The sequence below is a fragment of the uncultured Muribaculum sp. genome, assembly GCF_910583865.1.
Taxonomy (GTDB): Bacteria; Bacteroidota; Bacteroidia; order Bacteroidales; family Muribaculaceae; genus Muribaculum.
The window spans coordinates 69,972-88,017 of record NZ_CAJTYX010000005.1; the positions used below are offsets into that span (position 1 = coordinate 69,972).

The window sequence follows — 18,046 nt, forward strand, 5'->3', positions numbered from 1 at the left end:
CTGTTTTGTGAGCCACAAAAATATCTTTCCTATGAGGGCCGCCGTAGATGCAGTATCGGGAAAGGCTTGCCTGAAGAGTCGATTGCATCCCTGCCTATGACCTCATAACCCATATGCAGATAGAATCGGTAGGCCTGCTCGTTATCCTCATTCACATCCACTTTATATATCTTGCATATGTTTACGGCATAATCCACGAACTCCTTCCCGTAGCCATGTCCCTGTTCTTCGGGGAGCACGAACAACATCTCCAACATATCGTCGCTTAATCCCATGAATGCGGCAATACGTCCGGTTCCGTTACGTATTACAAACAAATTGACTGCCGGTAGATACCGATTCCGTACCAATGGCCTGAAATATTCTATATCCTCATCCTTCAGAAAATGATGGGTACTACGCACGGCTTTTTCCCACACCGTCAATAACTCATCCAGAATCTCGTCAGGCAAGGACTGCAATCTCTCTATAATCATAATTAAATCAAACAGCTGTAAAACAATCGGCAAAGATACGACTAAGTATAGTGCAAGACCAAATTTATTTGGTCTTTGCCAAGCGTTTGCCGAGCGGAGTATCTAAGGCGTAGCCAAAGATAGGCATAAGTCCGGAGAAAAGTGTACCGTCAAGCCTATACGTTGACGGACGTGAGTGATAAAATCATAGAGAATCCGGATCCCAGCCACCTCCAAGGGCAAGGTAAAGGTCGGCCAACGCAATCTGTTTGTCACGCATGGCATTGCTCAGCCCTACCCTGGCGTCAAAATAGCTTCGTTGGGCATCAAGGACGTTGAGATAAGCTACCGCCCCGTTGATATATTGCACCTGGGCGAGTTCCATGGTAGCTTTTGCATCATGCTCCAAGGCCACCCATGAAGCATAGCTCTCCTGCACCTTAGTATAGTTGACAATCGCCGTGCGCACCTCCGAGAAAGCTTTTATCACCACCCCTTCGTATTGACTCACCGCACCTTCATAAGCCGCTTGTGCGGCACGATACGCGCCCTGCCTCTTGCCCCAGTCGAAAACAGGCCCGAGCAATCCTGCGCTAAGGTATGACATAGGCGACTTCAGGAATCCGCCAAGCTCCTCATTTTCCAGTCCTCCCGTGGCAGTAAGCGTAAGGCGGGGAAAACGATCCGTATATGCCACACCCACCCGTGCATAAGCCGCCTTCAACTTTTCCTCCTCGGCTCGTATGTCGGGACGCTGCCGCAACAGTGTCGAAGGCATTCCTACCGGCAACCTGTCGGGCAGTTTGAAGTCGGCAGTACGTACCGCATGATCCACGCCGTCGGGAAACTCTCCCATTATTACGGATATTCGTCCTTCCATGTCGGATATACGTTGTTCGAGTCGAGGGAGATAGGTGGCGGTACGTGCCGTCTCGGTCTTTGCCTGTAGATACGATGTCTCGGCTGTAAGTCCGCCTTCATAGCGCAGGCGTGCTATGCGCTCGCTCTCACGGCGTGCGGCAAGCGTGCTCTTCACGATGCCGAGTTCCGTATGAAGCGCCACAAGCTCGAAATAAGACGTGGCAACCTCTGCGACAAGGCTCATCTGCATGGCTCGCGCCGACCATATCGCGGCTTTAAGCTCGGCATCCGACTTGTCGGCCGCATACCGCATATTGCCCCATAGATCCGCCTCCCAGCTCACCGTGGCCTTAAGCCCGACCTCCGGATCGCCCTTGTAGCTGTCGCCCCCATAGTCGAGCGTCTCACGCTGACCGTAGGCCTGTGCCGACACCGATGGCAACAACGACGCCACCGACACACGCTTCAAGGCGGCAAGCTCGCGGATGCGGGCACGCGCCGAAGCAAGGTCGCGGTTATTGCGCAGCGTGGCATCGATAATCGACTGCAACGCCGTGTCGCCATATATCTCCCACCAGCGATAGTCGGCCATGGTGAGGGTATCACCCATTCCGTCCCATGCCTCCACATACTTGTCGGGCATCGACAGATCCGCCTTCGGAAGGTTCACACCTACCCTGCATCCGGACAACATCATCAACCATGCGCCCAAAGCGCACGCATATCTATTGAGTCTTGATTGCTTTCCCATGATTTTTTCTGTTTTTACGAGCGGCCATAGCCGTCTGTATAACCACAAAGAAGAATGCGACGAGTGTCACACCGGCCACCACTGCCAGTATCATTCCGAAGAACACACCCGTACCTATCGAGCGTCGTGCAGCCGATCCAGGCCCGGAGGCAAGCACCATCGGCAACATGCCGAGGATAAATGCTATCGAAGTCATCACGATAGGACGGAAACGAAGCTTTATGGCATGCTTAGCAGCCTCGATCGGACTCATGCCCCGGTCGGTGCGTTCCTTGGCGAACTCCACCACAAGTATGCCGTTCTTGGCGGCCATACCCATCAGCATCACCAGGCCGATCTGGAAATATATGTCATTCTCCAGCCCGAACGCCCACGCGCCGACATAAGCGCCGAGCACAGCCACCGGAAGCGAGAGCAACACGGCGAGCGGAACAGTCCAGCTTTCATAAAGTGCAGCCAGAAACAGGAACACGAACATGAACACGAGAGCAAGTATCATACCCGTCTGTGAGCCTGCACGTTTCTGCTGGTAACTCAGGCCGCTCCACTCAACCCCGATGTTGGATGGAAGATGCTCGCGCGCAATCTGCTCCATGCGGGCCATGGCGTCGCCGGAACTGTAACCCTTGGCAGCCTCACCCATCACCAGCGACGTGTTGAACATGTTGAACCTCCTTATGGTGCCCGGGCCGGTGGTGTAGCTCGTGGAGCCGAGGGCCGTAAGCGGAAGCATTGTGCCGCCTGATCCTCTCACGAAGAACAGTCCGATGTTGTCGCGATGCTCGCGATATGGGGCCTCGGCCTGGATATAGACACGGTATATGCGGTTGAACATATTGAAATCGTTGACATATACCGCTCCCGTAAACGCCTTCATCGTAGAAAACACATCGGCAAGAGGCACACCCGCAAGCATGGCCTTGTCGCGGTCGACATCGAAATAGAGCTGTGGTATGTCGCTCTGAAGCGACGATGACAGCCCGGATATCTCCTTGCACCGGGAAGCATAATGCATAAGCGTGTCCGTGGCCTGACGCAAATCGTCAAGAGTAGCGTCGCCACGCGCTTCAAGCTGCATCTCGAAGCCGCCTGAATTGCCAAGACCGGGAATCACGGGAGGACGGCTCAGATACACCTTGCATTCAGGATACCGCTGCATGTCGGCACGCACTGTCGCCATCACATCGTCGACAGTCTCGCCGTCACGCTCTCCCCACTCTTTGAGGATCACGGTAAGCTCGCTGCGCGCCTGGCTGCTACCTATGCGTGAACTTGACCCCGCCACACTCTGCACGTAGGCGACTGCCGGATTATCCATAAGATAAGCCACGGCACGCTCCGACACTGCGCGGGTACGTTCGAGAGTGGCTCCCTCAGGCAGCTCGATCTCGACCTTGAAATATCCCTGGTCCTCCACCGGAAGAAACGATGAAGGCATGAATTTGTTGATGACGAATATGCCCACGAGCATCACCGCAAAACCGGCAAGCACACGCTTGCGCTGCATGACGGCACGTCCGGTGAGCGCCATGAACCGCTTGCTGCCCCATGAAAGCCTGCGGTTTATCCACCGGAATACCCGGCTCTGATTCTCGCCATGTGCCGGTTTGAGGATGAGCGCGCACATGGCCGGACTGAGCGTGAGAGCCACCACTGTCGACAGGAGCACCGACACCACGATCGTCACGGTAAACTGCCGGTACATCTGCCCGATGATACCGCCGAGGAAGCTCACCGGCACGAATACGGCTGCGAGCACAAGCGAAGTGGCGATAATCGGGCTTGTCAGGTCGGCCATGGCCTTCTTGGTGGCCTCGCGCGGGGGCAGTTTTTCCTCACGCATCACACGCTCCACATTCTCCACTACGACGATGGCATCATCGACAACTATTCCGATGGCGAGCACCAGACCGAGCAGAGTAAGCATATTGAGCGAGAAACCGAACATGAGCATGAACCCGAACGTGCCGATAAGCGAGATCGGCACGGCCACAAGCGGAATCAGCGTGGCCCTCCAACTCTGCAAAGACAGGAACACGACAAATATCACAAGGGCGAGCGCCTCGAAAAGAGTCTTGTACACTTCGTGCACCGACTCGTTGATATATGTCGTCATGTCAAACGGGAAAGAGTAGTCAAGTCCTTCCGGAAAGCTGCGGCTAATCTCCTCCATGGCCTCGCGCACTTCGCGCGCCACGTCGATGGCGTTGGCGCCGGGAAGCATGTAGATGGCAAGCACTGCAGCGTTCTCGCCGTTTATCCCGCTCTCTGTATTGTAGCTCTGCGCCTCAAGCGATATCCTCGCCACATCGCGCAGACGGATGATGGAACCTTCGTTGTTGGCCCTTATCACTATATCTTCGAACTCCGACACCGATGACAGTCGTCCTTGTGTGGTTATAGGCACAGTGACGTCAAGCCCCTTCACGGGCTGCTGCCCGAGGACTCCTGCCGCCGACTCGCGGTTCTGATCCTTAAGAGCCTTCTGGAGGTCGGCCACGGTTATGCCGAGGTCGGCCATCTTGTCCGGCTCGACCCATATCTGCATGGCATAATAGCGGCCTCCGATATTACTCACGCGCCCCACACCCGGCAGACGGCGGATAAGGTCTATGACATTGAGAGTGACGAAGTTGCTGAGATATATCTCGTCAAACTTAGGATCGGAACTGGTAACGGTCATCGTCATCAGCTGGCTCGACGCCTGACGCTCGACGCTTATTCCGTTCTGCACCACCTCGGCGGGAAGGCGCGACTCGGCAAGCTTCACACGGTTCTGAATCTCCACCGCCGACAATTCCGGATCCGCCGATATATCGAAAGTGATAGTGGCGTTGAAGCTGCCGGAATTATTGCTCGACGACTCCATATAGAGCATTCCGGGCGTACCGTTAAGTTCTTGTTCTATAGGCGTAGCCACGGCCTGCGACACGGTAATGGCATTCGCTCCCGGATATGAGGCGCTCACCTTCACTACCGGAGGAGTAATCTGCGGGTACTGGTCGACAGGAAGAGCCAGCAGACCAATGATGCCGACAATTACTACCAGCAACGATATTACGGCAGAAAATACCGGCCTGTCAATAAAAAATCCGGTTTTCATCACTCGCCCTCCTCTACCGTCGTATAATCCACAGTCATGCCCGGCGACAACTTGTGCTGTCCCTCCACGACCACCATCTCACCGGCAGCAAGGCCACGCTCCACAACCACACGGTTGTCGACCTCGGCACCTATCTCCACGAAGCGCTTCTCGACCTTCCCGGACGGAAGAAGTACGTAGACATAGCTTGCCCCACGCTCCACCACGATGGACTTAGCGGGTACTACCACGGCATCCTCGCGAACGTCGAGCAGAATCTTGACCTTGGTAAACTGGCCCGGAAGCACGGCGCGCTCGGGATTGGGCATGGTGGCACGCACGGAAAATGTTCCCGTCTTGGGATCGACCTGCGGGTCGGCAAAGTCGACAAGTCCGCGACGCAGATACACGGTATTGTCGGCGAGGGTGATGGTCACATACGGCTGCCACGAACGCGAGGAATCGCGTTCGCCGAGTTCCACATTGCGCTCGCGGCTTTTGAGATAGTCGAGGGAGGTCATGCTGAAGTCAATCAGCACAGTATCGCTCTTGACAATTGTGGCCAGCAGCGACTTTGCCCCCGGCCCTACGAGAGTGCCGAGATCGACATTGCGCTCGGAAATGCGCCCGCTTATTGGAGACCTGACCGTAGTGTAGCTAAGTTCCAGACGTGCCTGCGCAAGGTCCGCACGACTCATCCCCACCTCAGCCTCGGCAGTCTCATAGGCGGCCTCGGCATTATCCACATCGAGGCGCGAGGCGGCATTCTGCGCATAGAGCGGACGCACCCGCTCAAGATCACGCTTGGCCTTGCGGGCTTGCGCCTCATTTTTCTTAAGCTGTGCCTGCGCTTTTTCCACATTGGCCTGATATGGGGCCGGATTTATGATAAAAAGGACCTGCCCTTTCTCGACATGCGAACCCTCGTCGAAAAGCATCTTTTCCAAATACCCTTCTACACGGGCACGCACCTCGACAAACTGCGACGCACGCACACGGCCTACATACTCACCATAAATTTCTACATCGTCGACTCGGGCAGGCTCAACGACCACAGTCGGAGCAACGGCCACAGAAGGCGTCCTGCGCAACAACAGTACAGCCGCCACTATTCCGGCAATCAATAAGACCGAAATAACCGTAATGACGATTACCCGCTTATCGCGAGATAATTTCACAAATGATTGTTTCAGCATGATGTGTGATAATTATATACTTGTGATGAATCCAACCGCATCTCTCTCACTTTGATGCTTATTACTCTAAACAACACAAAACCCATAAGGTTTATTGCAAAGGCAAAGCCTTGTTTAAAAATAAATGCTTAACTTTGCAGACTAAGCAGATTCTAAAATAAAAACAGAATCAAATTCCTACAATTGCTTATAACCACAACTACTCATCAGCCAATGAAAGTAATGAAATTTGGCGGCACGTCGGTAGGCACGGTAGAGAGCCTGCGCAACGTGAAGGCCATAGTTGAAGGTTGCGACGAGCCGGTGATTGTGGTGGTGTCGGCCCTCGGCGGCATCACCGACCAGCTTATAGCCACCGCACGGCTGGCAGCGACGGGCGACATCGCCCATCTTGAAAGCTACGCGCGTATCGTCGAGCGCCACCGTCAGGTAATCGACGGCATCGTGCCCGACGCTTTCAAACTCGAAGTGCTGTCAATCGTCAATCCCCTGCTTGAAGAGCTTGGCAATATATACCGTGGCGTGAGCCTGATCCACGACCTAAGCCAACGCACACTTGACATAATCGTCAGCTACGGCGAGCGCATATCGTCGGTGATCGTGTCGCGTGTGATTGACGGCGCGGTCCATATCGACAGCCGCACCTTCATCAAGACAGTAAAGCAATGGGACAAGCATGTGCTCGACAACGAGTCGACACAGCCATTGATCCACGAGCGTTTCGACAATCTCAACACAAAGACCGTGGTAGTGCCCGGATTCATCGCCAGCGACTCCGACGGCAACGTCACCAACCTCGGACGCGGCGGCTCGGACTACACCGCAGCCATTATCGCCGCCGCCCTCGACGCACGAGTGCTTGAAATATGGACCGATGTCGATGGATTCATGACCGCCGACCCGCGTGTCATACCCGGCGCCCTTGTCATCGACCGCCTGTCGTTTACCGAAGCCATGGAGCTTTGCAACTTCGGCGCCAAGGTAATCTATCCCCCGACGATTTATCCTGTGTTCCACAAGAACATACCTATCGTCATCAAGAACACGTTCAATCCGTCGGCGGCCGGCACCTGGATCAGCGAACAGGAACCCTCACCCGAGGGAAAGGCCATCAAGGGTATAAGCTCGATCAACGACACGTGCCTTATCACCATACGCGGCCTTGGCATGGTGGGCGTGATAGGCATCAATTCGCGCATATTCAACGCATTGGCACAGAACGGCATCTCCGTGTTCCTTGTGAGCCAGGCGGCATCGGAGAACAACATCTCGTTTGCCGTGCGCAATGCCGACTCCGACCACGCCATACAGGTGCTCCGTCAGGAATTCGCACCGGAACTGAAAGGGGGCACGTTGAGCGAGATCGTGGCAGAACCCAACCTCGCCACCGTGGCCATCGTTGGCGAGAACATGAAGCATACCGGCGGCATCGCCGGCAAGCTGTTCAACGTGCTCGGACGCAACGGTATCAGCGTGATAGCATGCGCGCAAGGTGCTTCGGAGACCAACATCTCGTTCGTAATCGAGCATAAGGACCTCCGCAAGGCGCTAAATGTAATCCACGACAGTTTTTTCTTATCTGACACTCAGGTCTTAAACCTGTTCGTAGTCGGTACAGGCAATGTGGGACGACATCTCCTCTCGCAGATCCACGCCCAACAGGAAAACCTGCTGGAGAACAAAGCGCTTCAACTCCGCATAGTCGGAATCGCCAACTCAAGAAAGTGCATATTCGACCGCGAAGGTATCGATATCGACCGTTCAGCCGAACTGCTCGAGAATTCGACAACAGAAGCTACCCCCGAGAATATCAGGAATGAAGTAATCGGGATGAACATATTCAACTCCGTATTTGTCGACTGCACAGCCAGTCCGAAAATTTCGGCGCTCTACTACGACCTTCTCAGCCACAACATCAATGTGGTGACTGCCAACAAGATAGCAGCATCGGGCGATTACGAGGCATATCTGCGCATGAAGCGTATAGCCCGCAAAAAGGATGTAAAATTCCTTTTCGAGACCAACGTGGGAGCAGGCCTTCCTATAATCAACACAATAAACAACCTTATCAATTCCGGCGACCGCATCCTGCATATCGAAGCGGTGTTGAGCGGCACTCTCAACTACATTTTCAACGTGCTCAGTCCCGAAGTACCGATGAGCCGCGCCATCCAGATGGCATGCGAGGCAGGATATGCCGAACCTGACCCGCGCATCGACCTGAGCGGACGCGACGTAATGCGCAAGCTCGTGATCCTTGCCCGCGAAGCCGGCTATCCGGCCTCGCAGGAGGATGTGGAGCGCAGCCTGTTCCTGCCCGACGAATGCTTCGAGGGCTCCATCAACGACTTTTTCAACAAAGTAAAGCAGCTCGACGGCAAGTTCGAGGAGATGCGTGCACTTGCGGAAGAGGCCGGCGAGCATTTCAGGTTCACCGCCGTGCTCGACCACGGAAAAACGAGCGTCGGGCTGCGCACCGTAGGAGCGTCACATCCGTTCTACCATCTCGACGGCAGCAACAACGTTATCCTCATCACCACGGAGCGCTACAATGAATATCCGATGGTGATAAAGGGTTACGGCGCAGGTGCGGAAGTAACCGCCGCAGGAGTTTTCTCCGACATCATAGGCATAGCCAATATCCGTTGATTCTATCTACTGTCATAAATACATCCATATCTATTCTGCAAGCGAATGAAACATATAATAATACTTGGCGACGGAATGGCCGACGAACCGGTCGACAGCCTCGGAGGCTTGACCCCTCTCGAAGCGGCCGACACGCCGGCCATGGACCGTCTGGCCGCCATTGGCCGCTCGGGGATGCTCGCCACCGTACCTCCTGGATTCCATCCGGGAAGCGAAATCGCCAACATGGGGGTACTGGGCTACGACGTGCGTAGCTCCTTTGAGGGGAGAGGCGTGCTCGAAGCCGCAAGCATGGGCATCGACGTGCCTGCGGGCTGGATGGCCATGCGCTGCAACCTCATCAACATCACCGACGGCAAAATAAAGAACCATTCCGCCGGACATATATCCACGGAAGAGGCCACGGCTCTCATAGAAACCCTCGACCGAGAACTCGGCAACGACCGGATAAAGTTTCATCCGGGAATATCCTACCGCCACCTGCTCCTCCTGCGCGACTGCGACAAACGCATAGAGTGTACGCCTCCACACGATGTGCCCGGCACACCCTGGCAATCCGTGACGGTAAAAGCCACTCATCCCGACGCCGAGGCCACAGCCGCCCTTATCAACGACTTGATTGTGCGCTCGCAGGAAGTGCTTTCGCGCCATGAGATAAACCGCCGGCGCGCCGCCTCGGGAAAGGACGCGGCCAACAGCATATGGCCATGGTCCCCAGGATACCGGCCTTCCATGGAGCCGATGGGTGACCGTTTCGGCATCACAAACGGAGTGGTCATCTCGGCAGTCGATCTCATATTCGGCATAGGAGTATATGCCGGACTGCGACCGATCCATGTAGATGGGGCGACCGGACTTGCCGACACAAACTATGAGGGGAAGGCACGCGCCGCCATCGACGCTCTGCGCTCCGGCGCCGACTTCGTGTTTCTCCACGTGGAGGCGAGCGACGAAGCCGGCCACGAGGGTGATGCCTACTTGAAGAAGCGCACCATCGAGTATCTCGACAGCCGCATAGTAGCCCCCATAATGGAAGCCGCCGAATCGCTCTCCGAGCCGCTCGCCATAGCCGTGCTGCCCGACCACCCCACCCCGTGCCGCCTGCGCACACACACGTCCGCACCTGTGCCGTTCGTGATATACCGGCCGGGAGAACGACCCGACAATGTGACACGCTACTCCGAACGCGCCGCCGCCGAAGGCTCATACGGACTGATGGAGAGCACCGATTTCATAAAAGAATTCCTAAAACAATAACAAACCACCATATCCTACAAGAACTGATTTAAATGCCATAGCGCCATGATGTACTATAGCACCAACCATTCCTCTCCCGACGTAACACTGCACGAAGCGATCATCCACGGTCTTGCACCGGACCGCGGACTCTACATGCCCGAACGGATACCGGCCATTCCAAAGCCATTCTTCAGGCATATCAGCGAGATGACTCTCCACGAAATCGCCTATGTCGTGGCCAACACGCTCTTCGGCGACGAGATGGACTCGGAGGAACTGCGCAACATCGTAGCCGATACACTCAGTTTCGACATACCCCTGCGCAAGGTCGACGAACATCGCTACGTGCTCGAACTTTTCCATGGCCCCACGCTCGCGTTCAAGGACGTGGGCGCACGTTTCATGGCCCACATGCTCGCACATTTCCACCGCAAGGACAACAGCGACGGCGATGTCAACGTGCTTGTCGCTACATCGGGCGACACCGGGAGCGCCGTGGCCAACGGCTTCCTCGGCGTGCCGGGTGTAAAGGTGTTCGTGCTTTATCCACATGACAAGGTAAGCCCGATGCAGGAGGCCCAGTTCACTACCCTCGGCTCCAACATCACCGCCATAGAGGTCGACGGCACTTTCGACGACTGCCAGACACTGGTGAAGTCAGCATTTACCGACGAAGAGCTTAACGCAGCCATGCACCTCACATCGGCCAACTCGATAAACGTGGCACGCTTCCTGCCCCAGATGTTCTACTACTACCATGCCTATGCCCGCATGATACAGGAAGGTGCTGATCCGGACCGGATCGTGGTAGCCGTCCCGAGCGGAAACTTCGGCAACCTGTGCAGCGCACTCATAGCCAAGCGTATGGGGCTTCCTATAAAACGGTTTATCGCCGCCAACAACCGCAACGACGTGTTCCTGCGCTATCTCCGCACAGGTGAATACACCCCCTCCGCGTCAATCACCACCATCGCCAATGCTATGGATGTCGGCGCACCGTCGAACTTCGCCCGCATCCTCGACCTCTACTCCAACGACCACGCGGCAATCAAAGCCGACATATCCGGATGCTCATACACCGACGACGAGATACGCGACACGATGCGCGAGGTCTACGCAGCCACAGGCTACACACTCGACCCGCACGGGGCTACTGCATGCCGCGCATTGGGCGAACAATTGCAGCCTGGCGAGAAAGGCGTGTTCCTGGAGACGGCCCATCCCGCGAAGTTCAAGGAAACGGTCGAAGAGGCCATAGGCACCCGCGTGCAGGTGCCGCAGCGTCTCGCCGCATTCATGCGTGGCGAAAAATCCACCGTCCGCCTCTCAAAGCAGTTCCCGGCCCTCAAGAAGTTCCTCCTCTCCCGGATATAATTCCCCCTCCTAATGCAGCAACGGCTGTGTATCGTCCGATACACAGCCGTTGCTGCATTAGGAGGTCGTTGTTTAAAACAACCTCTTATACTTGGCACATTGAGTTACAGGTAGCTCTGTAGCCGCATGGCGGCATAGCGCATCAGCTCCTCCCCGGAGGCGAGACATTCCTGCGCCACCTGCGCAGCGAAAGGCTTTCGGCCAAGCAGACGCAGACACAACAGATCGATTGCCTCGGCCGATGTGGCCGTGGCGAGCCATCGACGCGCCTCGTCGAGCGTGAACTCCTCCGGAGGCATGACCATGGTGGCAAGCAGCACGCTCTCGCGGGTCGATGCATCGCCCCACAGATCGCGTGCAAGGGATGCGTCGGGAACGATTTCCGAAGCGATCTCCTTCAGATGCGGAAGATTCACACCGAATATCATGCGGTAAGGCGCACCGACACGGCGCAGGACGTCGGCGGTTATCCCGTTGCGCATGGCATAGAACCGGTGCTTTATAGGCTGAAGCCTGCGGGCAGTCTGTGCATCCATCAGTCAAACACTTTGTCCCAGTCCTTCCATACCACTTCATATCCGAGACGGCGGATATCGTCGGCCACGTCGGCCGGCGTGCGCTCGTCGCTCACCGAAAATTGCTCCAGGCTTTTCGGATTCACCGCATAGCCTCCCGGATCGGTCTTGCTTCCGGCGCTCATCGAAGTCACGCCGAGCTGCATCATGTTGTTGCGGAAAGCATCCTTCTCGCGGGTCGAGTAGCTTATATCGACATCGTTGTCGAAGATGCGGAAAGCGAATGTCAGTTGTGCCAGCTCCTTGTCGCTCATCACCACATTGGGCTGGAAACCACCCTTCGAAGGCCTCATCCTCGGGAAATTCACGGAATAGCGCGTTTTCCAGTAGTTCTTGCGCAGATAACGCAGATGGCGCGCCATCATGGTGACGTCGGTACGCCAGTCCTCCAGGCCGATCAGCACTCCCATGCCGATTTTGTGCACTCCGGCCTGACCCATGCGGTCGTAGCCGTTGAGGCGCCAGTCGTAGATCGATTTCATGCCCACCGGATGGTACTTCTTGTAGTTCTCCTCATGATATGTCTCCTGGAAGCACACCACGCCGTTCAGTCCCGAGTGAGTAAGCCGCTCATAGTCGGCAGCCTTCAAAGGCATCACCTCGATGGACAGATTGTTAAAGTAAGGTCGGCACGTGCGCAACGCCTCCTCCAGGTAATCCACTCCTGCCTTGGCCGGGTTCTCGCCGGTGACGATGAGCAGGTTCTCAAACGGCCCGAGCCTCCTGATGGCCTCGCACTCGCGGCGTATCTCGTCCATTGTGAGTATGGTGCGCTCAAAGGGATTGTTGTGGTTGAATCCGCAGTACACACACCCGTTGGCACACGAGTTGGTGATATACAGCGGTATGTACATGCTTATCGTCTTGCCGAAACGCTCCTGGGTGATGCGTCGGCTTATCCTCGCCATATCCTCCAGATAAGGTGTCGCCGCCGGAGAGATCATGGCCATGAAATCGTCGATATCGGGATGCACCTTGTCGAGAGCCATCTCAACGTCAGCCGCACGCTTCGACGCTATGCGACGTGTGGTATCGTCCCAATCATATTTCTTTATCTCGTCGTAAAACATATCTTATTGCTTGCGGACATCCTGTCACGGATGCCTCATGCAAAGGTAGCACTTATCTGCGGCATTTCATAAAATAAACGTTCCACCGGTTCCCTCCCGGCTTTTTCACGGCTGTTTTTCATCGAAGGGGGCATTCATGATGACATCTTTAGTAAAAATTTCGTAAATTTGCGCGATAAAAGGCCTTGGGCCAATATTATTCTAAAACAAGACTATGAACATATCATATAACTGGCTAAAACGGTATATCGACCTGGATATGGCTCCGGAAAAGCTCGCCGAGGTGCTTACCTCCGTAGGGCTTGAGACCGGCTCGGTCGAGAAAGTCGAATCGGTGAAGGGCGGACTGCGCGGCATCGTGATCGGCAAGGTGCTCACCTGCGTGGAGCACCCTAACAGCGACCATCTCCACATAACCACCGTGGACCTGGGCGACGGACAGGCTACACAAATCGTGTGCGGTGCGCCCAACGTGGCCGCAGGACAGACTGTGGTCGTTGCCACGGTAGGCACCACGCTCTACGACGGCGACAAGGAGTTCCAGATAAAGAAATCGAAGATACGCGGTGTGGAATCGTTCGGCATGATATGCGCCGAGGACGAGATAGGCGTCGGCACGTCACATGACGGCATAATCGTGCTCGCCGACGAAGTCGCCCCGGGCACTCCGGCCGCCGAATACTACAAGCTACAGAGCGACTATGTACTTGAGGTCGACCTCACGCCCAACCGCGTGGATGCCGCATCACACTACGGCGTGGCCCGCGACATAGCCGCATGGCTCGACTGCCACGCCGACGCCGCCAAGGCCGTCCGCCCGTCGGTCGACGCCTTTGCCATAGACCGTCGCGACGGTGCAGTAGCCGTGGAGGTCGACGACTATGCCGCATGCCCGCGCTACAGCGGCCTCACGATCCGCGGCATAAAAGTGGCCGAAAGCCCCGAATGGCTCAAGTCCCTGCTTACGGCCATAGGCCAGCGTCCCATCAACAACATCGTCGACATCACCAACTTCATACTCTTCGGCATGGGCCAGCCGCTCCACTGTTTCGACCTCGACAAGATAAAGGGGGAGAAGGTGGTGGTGCGCCATTGCCCTGCGGGCACTCCGTTCACCACCCTCGACGGCGTGGAGCACAAGCTCGATGAGGCAGACCTGATGATCTGCAACGCCGACCAACCTATGTGCATAGCCGGAGTGTTCGGCGGACTCGACTCGGGCGTGACTGAAACCACCACATCCATATTCATAGAGAGCGCATACTTCAATCCCACGTCGGTGCGAAAGACGGCGCGCCGACAGGGACTGAGCACCGACGCATCGTTCCGCTACGAGCGCGGCACCGACCCCAACGCCACGCTCTACTGCCTGAAGCTCGCCGCCATGCTGGTGAAGGAGCTTGCCGGTGGCGAGATCTGCGGCGAACCGGCAGACATATATCCCGAGGAAGTAAAGCCATTCCCGGTGCGTCTCGACTTCGCCTACCTCAACGGGCTTGTCGGCAAGGAGATTCCGGCGGAACAGGCCGTGGCCATAGCGAAATCGCTCGAAATGGAAGTGACGGCTGCCGACGACAAAGGCGTGGACCTTCTCGTGCCCACATACCGCGTCGACGTGCAGCGCCCATGCGACGTGGTCGAGGACATCCTCCGCATCTACGGCTACAACAACGTGGAGATTTCCGACTCAGTGAAGTCATCGCTCTCCTACAAGGGATTTACCGACAAGGCCAACGACCTGCGTGAGCTGGTCAGCGAGCAGCTGACCGCACAGGGATTCCACGAGATACTCAACAACTCCCTCACTGCGGAACGATATTTCGAGGGACTTACCGACGCGCAACACATGCCCGTGAAGTTGCTCAACCCTTTGAGCAACGACCTCAACGTGCTCCGCATGAGCCTCCTCTTCGGAGGACTCGAGACAATCGAGCACAATGTGAACCGTCGCGACCCCGACCTCTCGCTCTACGAGTTCGGCAAGAGCTACAGCGTCAATCCCGATGCAGCCTCTACCGCCGAGAACCCCATCGCCCCATTCACCGAGACCGAACTGCTCGGCATATGGCTAACCGGTGACATCCGCCAAGGCAACTGGGCCGCTCCCGCAGAGAAAGCCACTTTCTTCCACCTGAAAGGCATCGTGCAGCAGGTGCTCGCACGCCTCGGCATCTCGCCACGCGAGGTCGACATGGTGCCTGCCGTAAATCCGGTTTTCTCGGCAGCCACGGAGATAAAGACGCGCTCGGGCAAGACGCTCGGCACTATGGGCATCGTGGCAAAACAGATGCTGAAGCGCTGCGACGTGAAGGCCGAGGTGATGTACGCGCAGCTCGACTGGCTCGCCCTCGTCAAGCTCGCCACGCGCCACAAGGTGACATTCACCCCCCTGCCCAAGACACAGGCCGTAAAGCGCGACCTCGCCCTGCTCATCGACTCAACCGTGACGATGGATCGCATCGAGAAGATCGTGCGCGAGAGCGAGCGCAAGCTCCTGCGCGACGTTACGCTCTTCGATGTCTATGAAGGCAAAAACCTCCAACCGGGCAAGAAGAGCTATGCCATAGCTATAACCCTCCAGGACAACGAAAAGACCCTCCAGGACAAGCAGATCGATGCCGTGATGCAGAAGATCATCGCCAACCTCACCAAGCAGCTCGGCGCATCGCTACGATAAGATTTCTTTTACAAACAATATATTTAACAACATACACCTACTATGGGAAGAGCTTTTGAATACCGCAAAGCAAGAAAACTGAAACGCTGGGGCAACATGTCGCGCACATTTACCCGCATAGGCAAGGAAATCACCATCGCCGCCAAGGCCGGAGGACCCGATCCCGCCACCAACCCGCGTCTGCGCGCACTAATGCAGAACGCAAAGGCCGCCAACATGCCGAAGGACACCGTGGAGCGTGCCATAAAGAAAGCCACCGACAAGGACGCCGGCGACTACAAGGAGATCACCTACGAGGGATACGGCCCTCACGGCATAGCCATATTCGTGGAGGCTGCCACCGACAACAACACCCGCACCGTGGCCAACGTGCGCTCCTACTTCACCAAGCATGGAGGTAGCCTCGGCACACAGGGTTCGCTGACATTCCTTTTCGACCACAAGAGCGTGTTCAAGATCAAGCCCAAGGATGGCGTAGGTCTGGAGGATCTCGAGCTTGAACTTATCGACTACGGCGTGGACGAGCTTGAGGATATCGTCGACGACGAGACCGGCGAGGAGCAGGTGATCCTCTACGGCGCGTTTGAGGAGTATGCCAACATCCAGAAATATCTTGAGGACAACGGATTCGAGATCATTTCCTCGGAGTTCGAGCGCATCCCCAACGACCTAAAGGACGTGACCCCCGAACAGCGTGCCGCCATCGAGAAACTCCTTGAGCGCATCGAGGAGGACGAGGACGTGCAGAACGTGTTCCACAACATGCGCGAGGAGGCCGAATAATCCGCCCCCACTCCAACTACAACAACAGCGGTATGCCGGAATCCGGCACACCGCTGTTGTTGTATCCGTATAAGCAGTCGTTTTATCCGTATAAAATGATGCTGTCAACCATCGCGAAGCGCTACGCTACTTCTTCTTTCCGTGCGGGTAGATATCGTTGAACTTTGCTTCTATGAAGAATATATAAAATATCTTACCTACCTGCAATCCGGCAAAAGTCCTATTATCTCCAACAGCCCTGAAAACATGCAAATCCGCATCCGCACTGACGAACCCCGGCAATTTAGCCTTATGAACCATCTGTTTAACGGGGATAGGTTCCATTCCGAATGAATGCGGAGCTGACTGCCTTATCTCCGCCCAACCCAATTCAGACAATTTCGCGAGCCGGGATAAAAAGTCCCTAAAAAACTTCGAATCCGAACATGCGGGATAAGAAACATCACACAAATACTTGAATGAGAACAGCGGATGATCGATCTTGGAATACTCCTCAATTTCCTTATCCGAGATTTTATCAAGATATCCCTTTATACGGGTAAACCTATCTTCTACATTCTTGATTTTAAACTTAGCCATCAAGAAAGTTGAGTTTTAAAATACTCCTTTAGTTTATCCTTTGTAATAATATTTCCTTTCCCGGTCGGGGTGGATTTCCATGGCAGCTCTCCATGAGTCAGATTCATCAGCCCATATGCGGAATATTTACCGTAGACTTCATAGACCTGGGCGAACAATTCAAGTTCGTCACCTGCAAGCCTGAATTCACTATCCATGTCCGGGACGATACCGTTACGCCCGAACTGCTCATATTTATCATACACGCAAGGCACAACCGGACCATACATCCACGCCTCGATATCTTCCTCAAACAGAGGAGTCCCGAAGCATGCAAGATGAAAACCCTGCTCATAATAGAGCATCTTTTGCAGTTTCATATTGGACATCATGTCCTCTGCCCCTTCGGCTGTGTAGGAGAACCGCAGAAGCAGGTTTGCAATTTCTGTCACCGGATATGCCATACGTGGATTCTTTCTTGTTCAATCGCAAAGATACACCCTTTTATCTTAAACACAAAAATATTTCTAAATGATTACATATACATTGTATAAAATGGACTGAGAGGCCGACGCATTCAGGAAGCTACGGAGTGGCGGAGGTTGTGGTTTCCGCGGGTAAGTGCAGCGAAGCCCGGGGGAGACAGCGTGGGGTGTAATAGCCCGGGATGAGCATAAGAAAGGTGCTAACAACCTTCTGATTGTTAGCGCCTTTCATATTTGAGCGGCAAACGAGGCTCGAACTCGCGACCCTCAGCTTGGGAAGCTGATGCTCTA

The 18,046-nt window shown here is 55.4% G+C and carries 13 protein-coding genes; 5 read left to right on the forward strand and 8 right to left on the reverse strand.

Annotated features, from left to right (window positions below):
• Positions 1–29: 29 nt before the first annotated feature.
• From QZ303_RS02235 to QZ303_RS02250, 4 genes are all read right to left on the reverse strand, one after another.
• On the reverse strand, positions 30–476 hold the full coding sequence (locus QZ303_RS02235; RefSeq protein WP_295728468.1) for a GNAT family N-acetyltransferase: 447 nt from the start codon (positions 474–476) through the stop codon (positions 30–32).
• A gap of 184 nt (positions 477–660) precedes the next feature.
• The gene (locus QZ303_RS02240; protein WP_295728471.1) at positions 661–2,067 is read right to left on the reverse strand and encodes an efflux transporter outer membrane subunit; all 1,407 of its coding nucleotides are present in this window, start codon (positions 2,065–2,067) and stop codon (positions 661–663) included.
• Positions 2,042–5,170 carry an efflux RND transporter permease subunit gene (locus tag QZ303_RS02245; RefSeq protein ID WP_295728474.1) on the reverse strand — a complete coding sequence of 1,043 codons (3,129 nt, stop codon included), beginning with the start codon at positions 5,168–5,170 and terminating at the stop codon, positions 2,042–2,044. Before QZ303_RS02245 ends, QZ303_RS02240 begins: the two co-directional genes overlap by 26 nt.
• Positions 5,170–6,327, reverse strand: a complete 1,158-nt coding sequence (locus QZ303_RS02250) for an efflux RND transporter periplasmic adaptor subunit (RefSeq protein WP_295728477.1) — start codon at positions 6,325–6,327, stop codon at positions 5,170–5,172. Before QZ303_RS02250 ends, QZ303_RS02245 begins: the two co-directional genes overlap by 1 nt.
• 231 nt (positions 6,328–6,558) lie before the next feature.
• Between QZ303_RS02250 and thrA the strand changes: the two genes are divergently transcribed.
• From thrA to thrC, 3 genes are read left to right on the forward strand one after another with little or no spacing between them, the layout of a single operon-like run.
• Positions 6,559–8,994 (forward strand): bifunctional aspartate kinase/homoserine dehydrogenase I, encoded by a 2,436-nt coding sequence (thrA, locus tag QZ303_RS02255; protein ID WP_295728480.1) that lies wholly within the window; start codon positions 6,559–6,561, stop codon positions 8,992–8,994.
• Between the two features lie 45 nt (positions 8,995–9,039).
• Positions 9,040–10,251 carry a cofactor-independent phosphoglycerate mutase gene (locus QZ303_RS02260; RefSeq protein WP_295728483.1) on the forward strand — a complete coding sequence of 404 codons (1,212 nt, stop codon included), beginning with the start codon at positions 9,040–9,042 and terminating at the stop codon, positions 10,249–10,251.
• 45 nt (positions 10,252–10,296) lie between these two features.
• Positions 10,297–11,607: a threonine synthase gene (gene thrC / locus QZ303_RS02265; RefSeq protein WP_295728485.1), complete on the forward strand. Its 1,311-nt coding sequence runs from the start codon at positions 10,297–10,299 to the stop codon at positions 11,605–11,607.
• Positions 11,608–11,711: 104 nt separating this feature from the next.
• Here the strand turns inward: thrC and QZ303_RS02270 are convergent, their stop codons facing one another.
• Together QZ303_RS02270 and thiH are read right to left on the reverse strand one after the other, a co-directional pair.
• Positions 11,712–12,143, reverse strand: coding sequence for a DNA alkylation repair protein (locus QZ303_RS02270; protein ID WP_295728487.1), 432 nt, complete (start codon positions 12,141–12,143; stop codon positions 11,712–11,714).
• The gene (thiH, locus tag QZ303_RS02275) at positions 12,143–13,252 is read right to left on the reverse strand and encodes a 2-iminoacetate synthase ThiH (protein ID WP_295728489.1); all 1,110 of its coding nucleotides are present in this window, start codon (positions 13,250–13,252) and stop codon (positions 12,143–12,145) included. Before thiH ends, QZ303_RS02270 begins: the two co-directional genes overlap by 1 nt.
• A 214-nt stretch (positions 13,253–13,466) precedes the next feature.
• Between thiH and pheT the strand changes: the two genes are divergently transcribed.
• On the forward strand, positions 13,467–15,929 hold the full coding sequence (gene pheT / locus QZ303_RS02280) for a phenylalanine--tRNA ligase subunit beta (RefSeq protein ID WP_295728491.1): 2,463 nt from the start codon (positions 13,467–13,469) through the stop codon (positions 15,927–15,929).
• 42 nt (positions 15,930–15,971) lie between these two features.
• Entirely contained in the window at positions 15,972–16,712 is a 741-nt protein-coding gene (locus QZ303_RS02285) for a YebC/PmpR family DNA-binding transcriptional regulator (protein ID WP_295728494.1), read from the forward strand.
• A gap of 126 nt (positions 16,713–16,838) precedes the next feature.
• On the opposite strand, the gene QZ303_RS02290 is transcribed toward QZ303_RS02285, so the two are convergent.
• The gene (locus QZ303_RS02290; RefSeq protein ID WP_295728496.1) at positions 16,839–17,291 is read right to left on the reverse strand and encodes a hypothetical protein; all 453 of its coding nucleotides are present in this window, start codon (positions 17,289–17,291) and stop codon (positions 16,839–16,841) included.
• Positions 17,291–17,734 (reverse strand): Panacea domain-containing protein, encoded by a 444-nt coding sequence (locus tag QZ303_RS02295; RefSeq protein WP_295728499.1) that lies wholly within the window; start codon positions 17,732–17,734, stop codon positions 17,291–17,293. The genes QZ303_RS02290 and QZ303_RS02295 overlap by 1 nt, the downstream gene beginning before the upstream one ends.
• Between the last annotated feature and the right edge of the window lie 312 nt (positions 17,735–18,046).

Bases quoted from the DNA above. Each gene is read 5' to 3' on its own strand.
- thiH (WP_295728489.1), bottom strand. From the start codon at position 13,252: ATGTTTTACGACGAGATAAAGAAATATGATTGGGACGATACCACACGT.
- QZ303_RS02260 (WP_295728483.1), top strand. From the start codon at position 9,040: ATGAAACATATAATAATACTTGGCGACGGAATGGCCGACGAACCGGTC.
- thrC (WP_295728485.1), top strand. From the start codon at position 10,297: ATGATGTACTATAGCACCAACCATTCCTCTCCCGACGTAACACTGCAC.
- QZ303_RS02295 (WP_295728499.1), bottom strand. From the start codon at position 17,734: ATGGCATATCCGGTGACAGAAATTGCAAACCTGCTTCTGCGGTTCTCC.
- pheT (WP_295728491.1), top strand. From the start codon at position 13,467: ATGAACATATCATATAACTGGCTAAAACGGTATATCGACCTGGATATG.
- QZ303_RS02285 (WP_295728494.1), top strand. From the start codon at position 15,972: ATGGGAAGAGCTTTTGAATACCGCAAAGCAAGAAAACTGAAACGCTGG.
- QZ303_RS02290 (WP_295728496.1), bottom strand. From the start codon at position 17,291: ATGGCTAAGTTTAAAATCAAGAATGTAGAAGATAGGTTTACCCGTATA.
- thrA (WP_295728480.1), top strand. From the start codon at position 6,559: ATGAAAGTAATGAAATTTGGCGGCACGTCGGTAGGCACGGTAGAGAGC.
- QZ303_RS02240 (WP_295728471.1), bottom strand. From the start codon at position 2,067: ATGGGAAAGCAATCAAGACTCAATAGATATGCGTGCGCTTTGGGCGCA.
- QZ303_RS02270 (WP_295728487.1), bottom strand. From the start codon at position 12,143: ATGGATGCACAGACTGCCCGCAGGCTTCAGCCTATAAAGCACCGGTTC.
- QZ303_RS02235 (WP_295728468.1), bottom strand. From the start codon at position 476: ATGATTATAGAGAGATTGCAGTCCTTGCCTGACGAGATTCTGGATGAG.
- QZ303_RS02245 (WP_295728474.1), bottom strand. From the start codon at position 5,170: ATGAAAACCGGATTTTTTATTGACAGGCCGGTATTTTCTGCCGTAATA.